This is a genomic window from Methylobacter luteus IMV-B-3098, from assembly GCF_000427625.1.
GTDB lineage: Bacteria > Pseudomonadota > Gammaproteobacteria > Methylococcales > Methylomonadaceae > Methylobacter > Methylobacter luteus.
Map to the genome: position 1 here is coordinate 4,339,020 of NZ_KE386569.1, position 16,939 is coordinate 4,355,958.

Consider the following 16,939-nt stretch of genomic DNA (forward strand, 5'->3'; position numbering starts at 1 on the left):
TTTTGCAGTTATCTGAGCAGTTTTGCCGCGGCGAGGTTCAAAGTATTATTATCTATTGTTTTTATGACCGCGTGAATGACTATGTCAATTAAAGTGCGTTATTTCGCCAGTTTGAAAGAAAGTTTGGGACGCTCGGAAGACGATCTTGAGTTTACAGGCATTGTCACCGTCAGCGATGTCTGGCATCGGGCCAATGCCGGTAAAGCGGCGCCGAATCATCTGCTGGCGGCTGTCAATATGGAATATGTGGACTGGAACAGTGTTGTCAGTGACGGCGATGAGGTGGCTTTTTTTCCGCCGGTAACCGGAGGCTGACGATGGCGATAAAAATTTATGCGCAGAGTTTTGATCCCTGGCAGGAAGTTCAGGCTTATCAAAACGCGGCGCAGCATATGTCCGGCAAATTCGGCGCGACCAATATTTTTATCGGCACGATGCGCGATTTCAATGAAGGCGATGATGTCAAAGCCATGAATCTCGAGCATTATCCGGGCATGACCGAAAAGCAGCTCGAAAAAATCGTTGCCGAAGCGCAGCAACAGTGGCCGGTCATCGATGCGTTGGTCGTGCATCGCGTGGGGGATATTCTGCCTAATGAGCCGATTGTGCTGGTGGCGGTCTGGACCTCGCACCGCGGTGACGCGTTTGATGCGAGCCGGTATATTATGGAAGCGCTAAAGTCGAAAGCGCCTTTCTGGAAAAAGGAAGTTTTAACGTCGGAGGATCAGCGCTGGGTCGGGAAGAATACCGATGGTTATAAACGCTGAAAGAGATAGCCGAATAAATTTTGTGGGGGCGCTGCCATCGCCCCCCTCTAGTATGATAAGTAGGCCTAGAAGTGTGGCTTCTTTTTAGCCGAGTTATAGCGTTCTATGCTTGACATGATTTCTTTTTGAGCTTCTTCCAGCCCGAACCAGCCGTCAATTTTTACCCATTTGCCCGGTTCCAGATCTTTATAGTGCTCAAAGAAATGCGCGATTTTGGCTAATTTATCTTCGGGGATGTCTTCGTAGCTCTTGACGCGGTTGTAGAATGGCGTCAGCTTCTGTACCGGCACAGCCAGTACCTTGGCATCCGCCCCGGCTTCGTCAGTCATTTTGAGAACGCCGATAGGGCGGCAGCGCACCACGCAACCACTCAACAACGGCGCAGGCGTAATAACCAGAACATCAACCGGGTCACCATCGTCTGAGAGACTGTGCGGAACATAGCCGTAATTGGTCGGGTACTGCATTGAGGTGCCCATAAAACGGTCAACCATCAGCGCGCCCGTGTCCTTGTCGACTTCATACTTAACCGGGTCGCTGAAGGCAGGTATTTCAATTACAACATTAATATCGTTTGGAAGGTCTTTTCCAGACGAAACTCTCATTAATGACATGCGTGTCCTCTTTAGTAGATTATCAAATCATGACATTATATCAGCTGTTATAAGCTTTTTTAGAGGAATACCTGCATGCAGGGACAATTAAGAAAAATGCGTACCCAACTGGACAATCCGGTTCGGTATGAATTGCCGTTGACGGATCAGTTGATCGCATTGAATCCATTGATCGGCAAGCCGGTCAGGCTGGTCTATACAGGCAGGATTTTTTGCGTGCATTGCGGCAGGCAGACCAAAAAAAGTTTTAGTCAAGGCTATTGTTATCCTTGTTTTACTACGTTGGCGCAATGCGATATGTGCATTATGAAGCCGGAAACCTGCCATTATGAGGCAGGTACCTGTAGGGAGCCGTCGTGGGCAGCCGAATTTTGCTTTCAGCCGCATATCGTTTACCTGGCCAATTCTTCCGGCATCAAGGTGGGCATTACGCGTCATAACCAGGTTCCAACGCGCTGGATCGATCAGGGCGCTGTCCAGGCCTTGCCGATTCTTAAAGTGCAGTCGCGCTATATTTCCGGGCTGGTCGAGGTGGCTATTGCCAGACATGTCAGCGACAAGACCAGCTGGCAGCAGATGTTGAAAAATCATGCCGAGCCCGTCGATCTGACTGCCAAACGTGATGAGCTGATCGTCGTGTGCAAAGCGGAACTGGCTGAGATAAGCGAGCGCTTCGGCCCGCAGGCGATTGAATTCCTGACGCATGAGCAGGTGGTCGATATTCATTATCCGGTGGACAATTACCCGGTAAAGGTCAAATCCTTCAATCTTGATACACAACCCGAAGTCTCAGGCGTTCTGCATGGCATTAAAGGTCAGTACCTGATGCTCGACACCGGCGTAATCAATATTCGAAAATTTACCGGCTACGAGGTCGAATTTACCGCCCCGTAGTCCATCGGGTTAAAGGCTCGTCTACAGCAAAGGCACGATCAGCAAGGCCACGCTGTTAACCATTTTGATAATGATATTGACGGAAGGGCCGGCGGTATCCTTGTAAGGATCGCCTACGGTATCGCCGGTAACGGCCGCCTTATGCGTATCTGAACCTTTGCCGCCATAATGGCCTGCCTCGATATATTTTTTGGCATTGTCCCAGGCGCCGCCGCCGATGGTCATGGAGATCGCGACAAACAGGCCGGTGATGATAGAGCCTATCAAAACGCCGCCCAAGGCCTCCCTGCCCAACGAGAGTCCGACGATAATCGGTACGGACACAGGCAACAGGGACGGCGCAATCATTTTTTTGATCGCTGAAATCGTCAGTATATCGACGGCTTTTGAATAATCGGGTTTCGCCGTGTAATCCATAATGCCGGGGATTTCTTTAAACTGGCGGCGCACTTCATTGACGATGTCACCGGCCGCCTTGCCGACCGCTTCCATGGCCAGGGCGCTGAACAGGTAAGGAATCAGCGCGCCCAGCAACAAACCGATGATGACCCGGTAATCGGACAAGTCGCAAATGATGCCGCTCAGCTGGCTCGTGAAGTCGGAGAACAACACCAGTCCCGCCAACCCGGCTGACCCTATCGCATAGCCTTTCGTAACGGCTTTGGTCGTATTGCCGACAGCATCGAGCGGATCGGTGATTTTGCGGATTTCCTGCGGCATTTTTGCCATTTCGGCAATGCCGCCGGCATTATCCGTAATCGGGCCGTAAGCATCCATCGCGACAACAATGCCTGTCAATGACGACATGCCGGTTGCGGCAATGGCGATGCCTAACAAGCCTGCCAATTGATAAGTCCCCCACATGCCGGTGCAGATCAGGATAGCCGGTATGGCGGTGGCTTTCATGGACAGGCTTAGGCCGGCAATGACATTGGTGCCGCCTCCTGTGGTCGATGCCAGTGCGATTTGCCTGACCGGGGCGTACCTGCTGGAGGTATAGTATTCGGTGATAACCATTAACGCGGCCATTAAACCCAGTCCGATAATTGCCGAGTAAAACAGATTAATGGAGGGAATGAGCTGTATGCCGATAACGAGTGTATCGCCGAGCAACCATTCGGTGAGCGCATAAAACAACATGAAGGACAGCGCCGTCGAAATAATGACGCCTCTATACAAGGCGGCCATAATGTTGCCGCTGCTGCCGACTCTGATGAATAAAATGCCGATCATGGAGGTCAGGATCGATATGCCGCCTAGAACCAGAGGATAGATGATGAGGTTTTCATTGTTGCCGGGTGTCAGCAGGCTGGTCAGCAGCATGGTGCCAATCACGGATGCGGTATAGGATTCAAATAGATCGGCCCCCATGCCGGCGCAGTCGCCGACATTATCGCCGACATTATCGGCGATCACGGCCGGGTTCCGAGGGTCATCCTCGGGTATGCCGGCCTCTATTTTGCCGACGATATCGGCGCCAACGTCAGCGCCTTTGGTAAAGATCCCGCCGCCAAGACGCGCAAAAATAGCGATCAGCGATGCGCCGAAAGCGACGCCTATCATGGCATGCAGCGGGTCCGGAAAACCTAGCAGTTGTAACAGGCTGTAATAACTGCTGATTGCCAGGAGTCCTAAGCCTACGACTAACATGCCGGTAATGGAGCCGCCCCGGATGGCGATCAGAAAAGCATGAGATGTACCTGTGTAGGCGGCCTGGGCCGTGCGGACATTGGCGCGAACCGAAATATGCATGCCCGTAAAGCCTGCCATTGCTGAGCACAGCGCGCCCAGGCCAAAACCGCCGGCCGTCTGCCAATTCAACAAAAAACCGATCAGTAACAAGAGCAGGGTGCCGACCAGCGCGATCACTTTATACTGTCTGGCCAGATAAGCCTGCGCGCCTTGCTGGATAGCCAAGGCTATAGTCTGCATCTGCTCGTTGCCGGCAGGTTGTTTTTTAATCCATTTGATCGATATCAGACCATACAAAATAGCGCTGAGGGATGCGAGCAGGGCAAAAAGAATGCACCATTGTGCGAGTGACAGGTTAAGCGGAATAGTGTTCAGCATGGTCTGTCCTTATTAAATAACCACGGAATGCCAGGCTTCCGTGGTTATCGGTGTGAGCTTGCGTCCGAGCTCTTCAAGAAGAGCGTCGGTTAAAAATTAGATGGAAAACTCAGCCAATTTTTTGGCGATCATCTGTTTTTTCATGGTCACATAATCCGGTAGGCCGTTTTTATAAGGCGGATAATCTTCGCCCATGATCAAAGGCTGCAGATAGCGGCGGCACGCTTCGGTAATGCCGAAGCCGTCCTCTGAAATAAACTCGGCCGGCATCATTTTCTCGACGTTGGCGACATCCTTCAGCTCGGCATGGCCTACGTGCCATTGATAAGGCGAATCCGATGTCCTGACGATAGTGGGCATGACGGCCGACCTGCCGGAGATGGCCAGTTCCACTGCGGCCTTGCCCATGGCATAAGCCTGATCCACATCGGTTTTTGAGGCGATATGGCGTGCCGCCCTTTGTAGATAATCGGCGACCGCCCAGTGATACTTGTAACCCAGCGCCTCTTTGACGATATTGGCAACTACTGGTGCCGCTCCGCCTAATTGGGCGTGACCGAACGCGTCGGTGCCGCCGGCCTCGGCCAGAAATTTGCCGTCGGCGCCTTTAACACCTTCCGATACAACGACAGAACAGTAGCCGTGCTTTTTAACTTTTTCGTCAATTTTGGCCAGAAACTTGGCCTGATCAAACTTGACTTCCGGAAACAGGATGACCAGCGGGATATCGTTGTCCGCATCGGCCGCAAGTCCGCCCGCGGCGGCAATCCAGCCGGCATGACGCCCCATGACTTCCAGCACGAAAACCTTCGTAGATGTGGAGCACATAGAGGCTACGTCGAAACTGGCTTCGCGCATTGAAACGGCGATGTACTTGGCCACGGAGCCGAAACCAGGGCAGGTATCGGTAATGGGCAGGTCATTGTCCACGGTTTTGGGTACGCCGACGCAAACCATCGGATAACCCATCTGGTCCCCCAACTGTGAAACTTTATACGCAGTGTCCTGGGAATCACCGCCGCCGTTATAAAAGAAATAGCCTATATTGTGCGCTTTAAAGACTTCAATCAGGCGCTCGTATTCGGCCTTATTTTGTTCCAGGCTTTTCAGTTTATAACGGCAGGATCCGAAAGCGCCGGCCGGCGTATGTCTTAAAGCGGCAATAGCGGCATCGGATTCAAGGCTGGTATCGATCAGTTCTTCCTTTAAAGCGCCGATAATGCCATTGAAGCCGGCATAAACCGTGCCTATTTTGTCAGGATGTTGCCGGGCGGTTTGTATAACTCCGCAAGCGCTGGCGTTAATGACGGACGTAACTCCCCCTGATTGGGCATAGAAAGCATTTTTTATTGACATTTTATTGATTCCTTATGTGAGTGCGTGACTTTTCAAACAATAATGGATTGTTATCGGCTAGACAAGCTTTAAACAATACGGTAAATATTAAAACTGATGTTATGCAGTTGCAGGGTCGAATTTATTCAACCCGAGACGCGCAAGATATGGAGTGCGAATATTCTTCGAGGCACAAATAAATGCGTGCCAACGCGAATAGTTAGCCGCTTTGGGTCGGGAAGACTAAAGAGTTTTGGTGTCCGGCGTGGTAAACGGCATAAAAAAACAGTCCGTGTGTAACATCAGATCAAAATTACAATTTGATTAAGAACCTAGTAAAATAGTCCAGATTATCTTGACGGAAAAAGACAATATCAGTAGTTTATGCAACTTTTTTCAAAATAAAACCGGTGACATCGGGCTTGAATTTTGAAAAACGAATATAATCGACTTGAATCGAAAGTCCTATTAAGTTTATTGAGGAAATTAGCGTGGAGCTAAATGGCGCACAAATCGTAATTCAGAGTCTCAAAGACGAAGGCGTGGAATATATTTTTGGCTATCCTGGCGGAGCGGTATTGCATTTATATGATGCTATTTTCCAGCAAGACGATGTCAAACATATTCTGGTCAGGCATGAACAGGCGGCAACACACGCTGCCGACGGCTATGCCCGGGCAACCGGAAAGCCCGGCGTAGTGTTGGTGACCTCGGGGCCGGGCGCGACCAATGCGGTCACCGGTATTGCCACTGCTTATCTGGATTCGATTCCGATGGTTGTTATTTCCGGTCAGGTATCATCACCAGTGATCGGCAGTGATGCGTTCCAGGAAGTCGACATGGTCGGCATTACCCGGCCTTGCGTGAAGCATAATTTCCTGGTCAAGGACGTGACCAAGCTGGCTGAAACGATAAAAAAGGCGTTTTATGTGGCGACAACGGGACGCCCCGGGCCGGTCGTCGTCGATATACCTAAGGATATAACCGATCCAAAAATCAAGATCCCTTATAAATACCCCAAAAAAGTCACGATGCGTTCCTACAGTCCGGCCGTGGCTGGACACAAGGGCCAGGTAAAAAAAGCCGTGGAGCTGTTGTTGGACGCCGAAAAACCGATGATTTATGCAGGCGGCGGCGTGGTGCTGGGCGAAGCCAGTCGGGAATTGACGGAATTGACCCACCTGCTGGGTTATCCCATTACCAATACCCTGATGGGGCTGGGCTCGTTTCCTGCGACAGACAAACAGTTCATCGGCATGCTGGGCATGCACGGCACCTATGAGGCCAATATGGCCATGCACGAGAGCGATGTGATCATCGCGATCGGTGCGCGCTTCGATGATCGCGTCACCGGCAAACTCGACCAGTTCTGCCCGTACGCCAAGATTATCCATATCGACATCGATCCGGCTTCTATTTCCAAGACCGTTAAAGTCGATATCCCCATTGTCGGCGATGTGAAACCGGTGCTGGAACAAATGCTCGAACTGATCAAGGAAAGCAAAAAGAAGCCGAATAAAAAGGCTCTGGAAAACTGGTGGAATCAGATCGAAAAATGGCGCGCCGTCAACTGCCTGGATTACGATAGAGACAGCGTCCTGATCAAGCCTCAATATGTGATTGAGCAGCTTTATGAAGTGACCAAAGGCGATGCGTATATCACCTCGGATGTGGGGCAGCATCAAATGTATGCCGCCCAGTATTACCATTTCGACAAACCTCGCCGCTGGATCAACTCCGGCGGTCTGGGCACGATGGGATTCGGTCTGCCGGCGGCGATCGGTGTTAAACTGGCCTTTCCCGAAGCTGATGTGGCGTGTGTGACCGGTGAGGCCAGCATCCAGATGTGCATCCAGGAGTTATCGACGGCGCTGCAGTACAATACGCCGATCAAAATCGTTAACCTGAACAACCGCTATATGGGTATGGTGCGGCAATGGCAGGAATTCTCTTATGAAAGCCGCTATTCGCATTCATATATGGACACAATACCCGATTTCGTAAAACTGGCCGATGCCTACGGCCATGTCGGCATACGCATCGATAAACCGGAAGAAGTGCGTCCGGCGCTGGAAGAGGCCTTTGCGCTGAAGGACCGCACAGTGTTTCTGGACATCATGACCGATCGAACCGAGAACGTATATCCGATGATCGAAGCCGGCAAAGGCCATCAGGACATGAAGCTGAGAGTAGCACCGGGAACACCGACAGACAGGGAATTAGCATAATGAGACATATTATTTCGATACTGATGGAAAATGAAGCTGGCGCATTATCGCGCGTTGCCGGCTTGTTTTCAGCGCGCGGCTACAATATCGAGTCGCTGACCGTGGCGCCGACGGAAGATCCCAGCCTGTCCAGAATGACATTGGTCACGCGCGGCAGTGAAGACGTCATCGAGCAGATCACTAAACAGCTCAATAAGCTGATCGATGTGGTCAAGCTTATTGATCTAGCTGAATCCGTGCACATTGAACGTGAGCTGATGATGTTGAAAGTAAAAACCACGGATGAGACGCGCGAGGAAATCAGAAGCCTGGCCAATATCTTCCGAGGCCGCATCATCGATGTGACGCCGACAACCTATGTGGTTGAAATGACCGGCGCTTCTGATAAGCTGGACGCATTCGTCGCGGCTATTGATTCGGACAATATTATTGAAGTCGTGCGTTCCGGTCCGACCGGCATTTCGCGCGGCGAGAAAGGACTACACTTGTAGCCCTGCTTTGATTATTCAGAATCCGGTCAGCCGGGTCTGGTTTAAAATTTAAAAACTTAAAACACAGGAAAACTCATGCAAGTTTATTACGACAAAGATGCTGATCTTTCAATCATCAAAAGTAAAAAAGTAGCCATCATCGGTTACGGTTCACAAGGTCACGCCCATGCCAACAACTTAAAAGATTCCGGCGTTGATGTTGTCGTTGGCTTGCGCGCGAGTTCTGCCTCTGTGGCGAAAGCGCAGGGCGCTGGATTGACCGTTAAAGACGTGCCCGAAGCCATAGCCGGCGCCGATGTGGTCATGATCCTGACTCCCGACGAGTTCCAAGCGCAACTGTATAAAACCGAAATTGAGCCGAACATCAAACAGGGTGCCGCCTTGGCATTCGCGCATGGTTTTGCGATTCTTTACAACCAGGTTACGCCACGCGCCGATCTGGACGTGATCATGATCGCGCCTAAAGCGCCGGGCCACACCGTACGTTCAGAATTTGTCCGCGGCGGCGGCATCCCTGATCTGATCGCTGTCCATCAGAACGCATCAGGCAAAGCCAAGGACATCTGTCTGTCATACGCATCGGCTATCGGCGGCGGCCGTTCAGGCATCATCGAAACAACCTTCCGCGACGAAACCGAAACCGATCTGTTCGGCGAACAGGCGGTATTGTGCGGCGGCGCCGTTGAACTGGTTAAAGCCGGTTTTGAAACATTGGTTGAAGCCGGCTACGCGCCTGAAATGGCTTACTTTGAGTGTCTGCACGAACTGAAACTGATAGTCGACCTGATGTACGAAGGCGGCATCGCCAACATGAACTACTCGATCTCCAACAATGCCGAGTATGGCGAGTATGTCACTGGTCCAAAAGTGATTAACGAAGAAAGCCGCTGGGCGATGCGCGAAGCGCTGAACAACATCAGAAACGGCGAATACGCCAAGAAATTCATCCTGGAAGGCATGACCGGCTATCCTGAAATGACGGCCAAACGTCGCCTGAATGCAGAGCATCCGATCGAGGTTGTCGGTGAAAAACTGCGCAGCATGATGCCTTGGATCAAAGCCAACCAGATTGTTGATAAAACCAAAAACTGATCAAATTCAGTTTAACCGTTTTAAAAAGCCCGTCTTATGACGGGCTTTTTTTGTCTGCGAGTTTGGGTTTTATAAAACAGGGCTTCCACTTTCGTCCTGAGCGTCGTCGCTTTCGATCACGTTGCTAGCCTTTGACACAGACCACCTGCTTTAAGGTGTGCATGATTTCCACCAGATCGCTTTGCGCCTGCATGACCTGTTCGATGGGTTTGTAGGCGGCCGGAGTTTCGTCGATCACCGACTGGTCTTTACGGCATTCCACGCCCTCGGTCGCAGCGATATGCTGTTCAAGCGACGCCTGCTTTTTCGCCGCCGTTCTCGACATGATTCGTCCGGCGCCGTGGCTGCAGCTGCAAAAACTTTCCTCGTTGCCCAGTCCTCGGACGATGAACGACCTGGCGCCCATGCTGCCGGGGATGATGCCCCATTCACCCAAACCCGCACGCACAGCGCCTTTACGGGTTACCAGCACGTCTTTGCCGTAGTGATGCTCACGGCTGACGTAGTTGTGGTGACAATTCACCGCAGCCAGCCGGGCTTCAAAATTCAGGTTCAGTACCGCCGACAGGGTTTTCAACACCCGCGTCATCATCACGTCGCGGTTAACGCGTGCGAAATGCTGGGCCCATTCCACCGCCTGCACATAGTCGGCAAAATACTCGGAGCCTTCGGGCAGATAAGCTAGGTCGCGATCCGGCAGCTGAATCTGCCAACGCTGCATTTCCTTCTGCGCCAGCTCGATGAAATGCGTGCCGATGCGGTTGCCGACGCCGCGCGAACCGCTGTGCAGCATCACCCAAACCGCATTGCTTTCGTCCAGGCAGACTTCGATAAAATGGTTGCCGGTCCCCAGGGTGCCGAGATGATGAGCGTTGTTGGTGTTTTTCAGCAGCTTGTATTTTTCGCACAGGCGGTTAAACGACTCCACCAAGCTCGACCAGGCCAGGGCGACATCATACGGCAACTCGCCCCAGGCGCCTTTGTCGCGTCCGCCGCGATTACGCTGCATTTCCCGGCCATGCGGTACCGCGCGCTCAATTGCATGTCGGACATCGCGCAACGAATCGGGCAATTGGTCGGCGCGAACGCCGGTCTTGACCGCCATCATGCCGCAACCTATGTCCACGCCCACTGCTGCCGGGATAATCGCGTTCACGGTCGGCACGACGCTGCCGATGGTCGCGCCTTTGCCCAGATGCACATCCGGCATCGCCGCTATCCATTTATGGATAAACGGCAATCTCGACAGATTAATTAATTGTTGACGGGCTTCTTCTTCAAAATGCACGCCGCGTGTCCAGGTTTTGATCGGTACGCCGCCGGGGATCTGGGTGACTTCATAATTCTGTTGTCTCATGGTTGTTCCTTGATTTTTATATCTGGCAATCCTGATATTGCAAATGCGGTGCCAGGTCGGCATTTTTAAATTTATTCACGAAGTATCAATCGATTACGTCAAGCAAAAGGTATTTTCTAAAGGATGAGCTATAGTTATTGCTATTTAATCGAATAGCCATTTATCGAAATAGATAGCATGAAAACCGTTGTCATCAGCCTGCTCGGCACAGCACTCGATAATCGCGGCTTTAACGGCAAGCGCTGGGAACGCTGGCGGCCTACCTTATCGCTCTGCCAGCACGAGGATCTGGTCGTTGACAGACTGGAGCTGTTATTCCAACGGCATTACCAAAATATCGCCGATCAGTTGAGCCAGGACATTAAAACCGTCTCGCCGGAAACCGAGGTCAATCATCACCTTATCAATCTGGCCGATCCGTGGGACTTTGAAAGCGTCTATGCCGACTTGCTGGATTTTGCCCGCAGCTATCCGTTTGACATCGAGCAGGAACAGTATCTGCTGCACATCACCACCGGCACGCATGTCGCGCAGATCTGCCTGTATCTGTTGACCGAAGCCCGTTATCTGCCGGGACGCCTGATACAAACCTCGCCACCGCAACGCCAGGAAACGGCAGCCGGGCATTACCAGATCATCGATCTCGACCTATCCAAATACGACCTGATTGCCTCGCGGTTCTCCAGGGAGCATCAGGAAGGCACCCATTATCTGAAAGGCGGTATCGAAACCCGCAATCCGGCGTTTAACAGGATGATTGAGCAAGTCGAGAAGGTTTCGATCCGTTCCCAGGAGCCGATCTTGTTGACTGGGCCGTCCGGTTCCGGCAAATCGCTGCTGGCCAAACGCATTTACCAACTGAAAAAGAAGCGAGGTCAGTTTTCGGGGAATCTGGTTGAAGTCAATTGTGCCACCTTGCGTGGCGACAATGCCATGTCGGCATTGTTCGGGCATGTCAAAGGCGCGTTTACCGGCGCCGCGACGGCCCGTAAAGGCTTATTGGCCGAAGCCGACAATGGTTTGCTGTTTCTCGATGAAATCGGCGAACTGGGCCTGGACGAACAGGCCATGCTGCTGCGAGCGGTTGAAGACAAATGCTTTATGCCGATGGGATCCGACAAAGAAACAAGCAGCCGCTTTCAATTGATCGTCGGCACCAACCGCAATCTGTTTCAGCAGGTCGAGCAGGGGCGGTTTCGGGAAGACCTGCTGGCCCGCATCAACTTGTGGTCGTATCAATTGCCGTCGCTGAAACAGCGCCTGGAAGACCTGGAGGCCAATATCGATTACGAGCTGGAAAAATACAGTCAGAAGGCCAATACGTTGATCGGTTTTAATAAAAAGGCCAGGGACTGCTATCTGAGCTTTGCCAAATCGCCGGAAGCGACCTGGAACAGCAATTTTCGCGATCTCAATGCCAGCATTACCCGCATGGCGACGTTGAGCGACGGCGGCCGGATTACGCCAGAGACAGTGGAGGAAGAAATCCGGCGCCTGCGGCACGATTGGCGGCAATCAGGCGGAAGGAACGAAGCAGCCGCCATTGAATCGTTGCTCGACGAACCCGCTGATCTGTTTGACCGGCTGCAACTGGCCAGCGTCATCCAGATCTGCCAAGCCTCGCAGACCGCCGCGGAAGCCGGCAGGAAATTGTTCAACGTCAGCCGGTTGAATAAAGCGTCCGCCAACGACAGCCACCGGGTTATCCAGTTTCTTGGCAAGTTTTGCCTGGATTTTAAAACAGTTAAAAAATGGCAAGCGCAGGATGGCTCTATCAATCAATAGATCCAGGTAATACCCATAGCCATTTATCATGATCAAAATGCATGTTGTCCCATTTAAAAATACAGAGCTTTCAAAGAATTGTTGTCCTACAGTTACTCTAGTATATACGATATGCCGATATGGTTAATTATTTGCTAGAGCTTAGAAAAAAGGAAACCAATGACAAACAAGTCGGAAGATGAAAACGAAGTGACAGCTAATGCTGAACCACAATCTGAGAGTAACGAGGACAGTGAAATCGTCCACCCGATTGCAGCATCAATAGATGATTTTGTGCACTCAGTATTAGATATTAGGGAATGTGTCGAACGCCTTGTTCCTCTTGCTGTTAAAGAGTTGAATGATGAAGCTGATAGGATAAATGAGACACTTAAAAAAGGATGGGAACTGCTTGACAACTCAGAGGAAGATGAGGATGACAAGATAATACTCGGAATCAAAGAGCTTGAAAAAGGGCGTCGATTAGCTGATAGGTTTGATAGGTCAAAGCTGATCCAAACTCTCGTGGAAAGCCTGTTCATCAACTTATTTAGTGCATTTGATAAATTGACAGGGAATCTGTTGTTTGGTCTTTACAACAAAAAACCTCAGCTTTTTAATTCAATAAACAGAGAAATATCACTGGCAGAAGTTTTGCAGATTGATTCAATAGAATCTTTAAAGAATGGAGTTCTTGATAATGAAATTGAAACTTTGCGAAGAAAAAGCTACATCGAGCAATTTAAGGATCTAGAAAGCAGGTTCGGTATCAATCTTAGAAAATTCAAGACATGGCCAATGTTTGTAGAGGCTTCCCAAAGGAGAAACTTATTAACCCATTGTGATGGGGTTATAAGTCAGCAATATATATCTGTATGCAAAGGAGTTGGGTACAAGACCGATAAAAACCGAAGAGTCGGAGATCATTTAGATATAGACGGTCAGTATTTTTACACATCCTGTATTGTTGTTACTGAGGTGGGCGTGATGCTGGCGCAGACTCTATGGAGAAAGGTTCTTCCTAAAGAGCTATCAGATGCTGACAATCACCTTCAACGGCTAATCTATGACTTCTTGACATGGGAGGATTCGGGAGTCGCTATTAGGTTGAGTCAGTTCGCCAAGGACCTTCCACGGCACTCAAATGAAATAACAAGAAGAATTATTCTTATTAATTATGCAATTGCACTAAATGCAATTGGCAAGAAGGAATCCGCCATCAATATATTAGAGCTTGTTCAATATCTCCGTAGCAACAGCGCCAGGAAGGCCAGATTAACGAACTGTAAGCTGGTATTGAGCAAGCGCTCAGTGTTCTTCCATAATCTTCGGCACTTCTCCAGCCAGGCAAACGAACGCTCTACTACCCAGCGTTGCGGAATGACAGCGAAGGTATGAAGCTCATGGCGTTTGGCCACCTGCACCGAAGCGCCAAGCAGACTCTGAACAGCTTCGGCGAAGGGTTGGCCACTATAGCCGCCATCGACCAGCAGCGAAGTGACCTCAGTTAAGTCTTTCCAGTTCTGTTCAATGGTTTTTAGCGCCCCTTGGCGATCACTGACGTCCGCCGTGGTGATGGCAATTGCATGGGGTAACCCTTGCGTGTCGACAAAAATATGTCGCTTGATACCTGAAACCTTTTTGCCGGCATCATAACCTTTGCTGCGTGCGCAGTCGGTGTTTTTGACACTCTGTGCATCAACGATGCAGAAACTCGTCCTGGCGTTGCGCCCCTGTCTGGTACGGGCCTCGCCAACCTGATTTTTTTAATGCCTGCTCCAGCAGGCTGGTTCCACCTTCAGGTTTCTCGCTCCATAACGAAAAATAATGATGGACCGTGCGCCATTTCGGAAAGTCGCTCGGCAGCATGCGCCACTGGCAGCCGCTCTTCAGCAAGTACAGAATGGCACAGAACACTTCATACAAGTCCACTGTACGAGGTCGGGTTTTCTTGCGAGCATTTTCTAGCAGAGCTCTGATCGGTTCAAATTGTTCGCGACTGATGTCGCTGGGGTACACTTTTCTCATGCCCTCATTATCTATCATACTCAGCAGATATTGAACAGGCTCTTAGAAAAGGAAGATTGGAGTGCAATGATTCCAGATTTTAAGCTCGCCGTGGCCGTGTTGAGGGGAGATTACGATAAATCAATTGAATTGATGAGGCTAATTGGTAAACAAGGTGAAATGATTAACGAATTGGCATACCACGAGTGGCCATTGTTTCGAGAGTTTAGGGACAAGGAGTGTTTCCTTGATGGGTACAAGGATATTTACGGATATCCATATATAAGTAAGCTGAGTGAGTTAGCTGAAGAAAGCCGAAAAGAGAGCGAAGAAAAATCAGAAGAAGAGCAGAGGGAAAGCTCTAACAGAGAGCTAAACGCAGACACGGTAATTGTCAAAATAACTGTCGCCTCAACAGTTAAATCAGGCCGCTTTTTTCAGCGCCTGCCGAATTATATTTTTGTCCTTCTGGTCAGGGTTCAAATAGACCTCAAGTACAGGCTCCCAATTTCGTGTTTTGCTCCGCCAGCGTTCCGGACGGCGCTTTTTGGCGGCTTGATAGGCCGCCTTTCGCTGTTTCAAAATCGCGAAGTCTTGTCCGCTATGCCGCTGATCTGGCGTGACAAACTGAATGGCGCTGTGCCGATGTTCATGGTTATACCAGTCCACAAAGCCAGCCACCCAGCGTCGGGCCTGATTCAAATCCGCAAAGGGGTGGACCGGATAGTCCGGCCGATATTTGAGGGTCTTGAACAAGGCTTCCGAATACGGATTATCATTGCTCACCGCCGGTCGCGAGAACGACGGCAGGATGCCCAAGGCCTGCAGGGTCGCCAGCATCGTGGCNCCCTTCATGGGGCCGCCGTTGTCAGAATGCANNGTCACCTGCTGACGGGGGANGCCTTCCCGNTGCACGATATCCCGCACAATGTCCGCCGCCCATTCGCTGCTTTCGCGTTCGTACACCTGCCAACCGACAATCTTGCGGCTGTAAACATCCATAAACAGATAAAGATACAGGAATACCCCTTTGACGGCCGTGGGCAGATAGGTAATATCCCAGCTGTACAGCTGATTGGGCGCCGTGGCCTTCAGGGCTTTCGGCTTGCGGCAGTCGGTGGCCGCCCGACTGGCCTGGCGATGCTGAAGTTGCTTCGCCTCGCGCAAGATCCGGTAGAAGGTCGATTCCGAAGCCAGATACTGACCCCGCTCGGCCAGAATCGGCACGATCTGGCTGGGCGCCAGCGCGGCAAATTCGGCCGAATTGGCTACCGACAACACGGACTGACGCTCCTGCTCACTGAGTTTGTTCGCGGGAATCAGCTGGCGGCCGCGACGACCGTCTTCCGCGACTTCACCCGATTGCTGCCAGCGCTGCAATGTGCGCAAGGTGATCCCCAATAAGTCGCAGGCTCGATGCCGACGGGCTCCGGCGGCGTGGGCTTCGTCTAGCCAAGACACAATTTGTTGGCGCTCTGACAGGGAAATCATGCGTCCTTTTCCTCCCAGAGCGCCTGATACTTTTTTTGCAGANCCAGTAAGGCCGCCGCTTCCGCCAAGGCTTTTTCCTTGCGCTTCAGCTCCCGCTGTAACGCTTGATGGCTCACTTGCAGTTCTCGCCAGTCAGCGCGACTGACGGCAGTCTCCGACGTGCCGGTTTCAAAGGCTTTACGCCAGGCGTGTAAATGATGCGGAAAAATCCCTTGTTCCCGGCACCAGGCATGCAATGTTTCCCCTGCCTTGCCCTGACTATCCAGGATCAGTTGAAAACGTTCGCTCTGATTCCAGTCTTGAGGTCGTTTTGTCATCAGGTCGGCTTGGCCCTCAACCACGTTTTTCGGTAATTTCATCCAGTTCTTCAACGTCCAGCTGTTTATGTTCAAGTCATCGGCAATCGCTTGAACGGTACGATCGCCCCGGTTATAAACTTTCTCCAACGCCTGTTGGCGAAAAGCTTTCGTATAATAAGTCTTCTTTTTCAATTTCATTACCTCTAATAGTCAATCAATGAAAATTAGAGGCGACAGTTATCCTGACACAGGGGGGACATTCAAAAACTCCGCGATGCTACGCATTTGAATGCTGGTTAACTCAACTTTAACGCGATAAGGTGTAATTATAGGGCGTAATAGGCGATAGCCGTATTACGCCGTATGCAGCTATTGCCCTACATCCCTCGCCACCATCAACCAATTGCTCAAGCTCGTAGGCTGGGTTGATAAACCCAGCATTTCGAAGCCGCCAAAGCTGGGTTTCCGCAAAGCTCCAACCCAGCCTACGAGCTATTGCCCCTACATCCCTCGCCGCCATCAACCAATTG

At 51.0% G+C, this 16,939-nt stretch carries 12 protein-coding genes and 1 pseudogene; 7 read left to right on the plus strand and 6 right to left on the minus strand.

Annotation, left to right across the window (positions count from 1 at the left end; translation table 11 throughout):
• Nucleotides 1-81: 81 nt before the first annotated feature.
• Nucleotides 82-315, plus strand: a complete 234-nt coding sequence (locus METLU_RS0122505) for a MoaD/ThiS family protein (RefSeq protein WP_027160166.1) — start codon at nucleotides 82-84, stop codon at nucleotides 313-315.
• 2 nt (nucleotides 316-317) lie between these two features.
• The gene (locus METLU_RS0122510) at nucleotides 318-767 is read left to right on the plus strand and encodes a molybdenum cofactor biosynthesis protein MoaE (RefSeq protein WP_027160167.1); all 450 of its coding nucleotides are present in this window, start codon (nucleotides 318-320) and stop codon (nucleotides 765-767) included.
• 65 nt (nucleotides 768-832) lie between these two features.
• Here METLU_RS0122510 and ppa read toward each other — a convergent pair whose 3' ends face one another.
• Nucleotides 833-1,381 (minus strand): inorganic diphosphatase, encoded by a 549-nt coding sequence (gene ppa / locus METLU_RS0122515; RefSeq protein ID WP_027160168.1) that lies wholly within the window; start codon nucleotides 1,379-1,381, stop codon nucleotides 833-835.
• Between the two features lie 75 nt (nucleotides 1,382-1,456).
• Here ppa and METLU_RS0122520 point away from each other — a divergent pair, with 75 nt between their 5' ends.
• On the plus strand, nucleotides 1,457-2,275 hold the full coding sequence (locus tag METLU_RS0122520; protein ID WP_027160169.1) for a DUF2797 domain-containing protein: 819 nt from the start codon (nucleotides 1,457-1,459) through the stop codon (nucleotides 2,273-2,275).
• A 21-nt stretch (nucleotides 2,276-2,296) separates the two neighbouring features.
• Here METLU_RS0122520 and METLU_RS0122525 read toward each other — a convergent pair whose 3' ends face one another.
• Nucleotides 2,297-4,345, minus strand: a complete 2,049-nt coding sequence (locus METLU_RS0122525) for a sodium-translocating pyrophosphatase (RefSeq protein ID WP_051300146.1) — start codon at nucleotides 4,343-4,345, stop codon at nucleotides 2,297-2,299.
• A 96-nt stretch (nucleotides 4,346-4,441) separates the two neighbouring features.
• A complete protein-coding gene (locus METLU_RS0122530; RefSeq protein ID WP_027160171.1) occupies nucleotides 4,442-5,701 on the minus strand; it encodes a 6-phosphofructokinase in 1,260 nt (419 codons plus the stop codon).
• A 470-nt stretch (nucleotides 5,702-6,171) separates the two neighbouring features.
• On the opposite strand from METLU_RS0122530, the gene METLU_RS0122535 reads away from it, so the two are divergent.
• The 3 genes from METLU_RS0122535 to ilvC all read left to right on the plus strand — a co-directional run bounded on the left by METLU_RS0122535 (nucleotide 6,172) and on the right by ilvC (nucleotide 9,491).
• Nucleotides 6,172-7,908, plus strand: a complete 1,737-nt coding sequence (locus METLU_RS0122535) for an acetolactate synthase 3 large subunit (protein ID WP_027160172.1) — start codon at nucleotides 6,172-6,174, stop codon at nucleotides 7,906-7,908.
• The gene (gene ilvN, locus METLU_RS0122540) at nucleotides 7,908-8,399 is read left to right on the plus strand and encodes an acetolactate synthase small subunit (protein WP_027160173.1); all 492 of its coding nucleotides are present in this window, start codon (nucleotides 7,908-7,910) and stop codon (nucleotides 8,397-8,399) included. The genes METLU_RS0122535 and ilvN overlap by 1 nt, the downstream gene beginning before the upstream one ends.
• A gap of 75 nt (nucleotides 8,400-8,474) precedes the next feature.
• Nucleotides 8,475-9,491 carry a ketol-acid reductoisomerase gene (gene ilvC / locus METLU_RS0122545; RefSeq protein WP_027160174.1) on the plus strand — a complete coding sequence of 339 codons (1,017 nt, stop codon included), beginning with the start codon at nucleotides 8,475-8,477 and terminating at the stop codon, nucleotides 9,489-9,491.
• A gap of 124 nt (nucleotides 9,492-9,615) precedes the next feature.
• Here ilvC and METLU_RS0122550 read toward each other — a convergent pair whose 3' ends face one another.
• On the minus strand, nucleotides 9,616-10,848 hold the full coding sequence (locus METLU_RS0122550) for an RtcB family protein (RefSeq protein WP_027160175.1): 1,233 nt from the start codon (nucleotides 10,846-10,848) through the stop codon (nucleotides 9,616-9,618).
• 177 nt (nucleotides 10,849-11,025) lie between these two features.
• Between METLU_RS0122550 and rtcR the strand changes: the two genes are divergently transcribed.
• Entirely contained in the window at nucleotides 11,026-12,633 is a 1,608-nt protein-coding gene (gene rtcR / locus METLU_RS0122555) for an RNA repair transcriptional activator RtcR (RefSeq protein WP_027160176.1), read from the plus strand.
• Nucleotides 12,634-13,850: 1,217 nt separating this feature from the next.
• Here rtcR and METLU_RS27585 read toward each other — a convergent pair.
• Together METLU_RS27585 and METLU_RS0122575 are read right to left on the minus strand one after the other, a co-directional pair.
• A protein-coding gene (locus METLU_RS27585; RefSeq protein WP_155920432.1) for an IS5 family transposase occupies nucleotides 13,851-14,640 on the minus strand; the annotation gives its coding sequence in 2 pieces (ribosomal slippage) (nucleotides 13,851-14,379 and nucleotides 14,378-14,640; 792 coding nt in all).
• A gap of 402 nt (nucleotides 14,641-15,042) precedes the next feature.
• Nucleotides 15,043-16,607 (minus strand): annotated as a pseudogene (locus tag METLU_RS0122575) (IS3 family transposase).
• Between the last annotated feature and the right edge of the window lie 332 nt (nucleotides 16,608-16,939).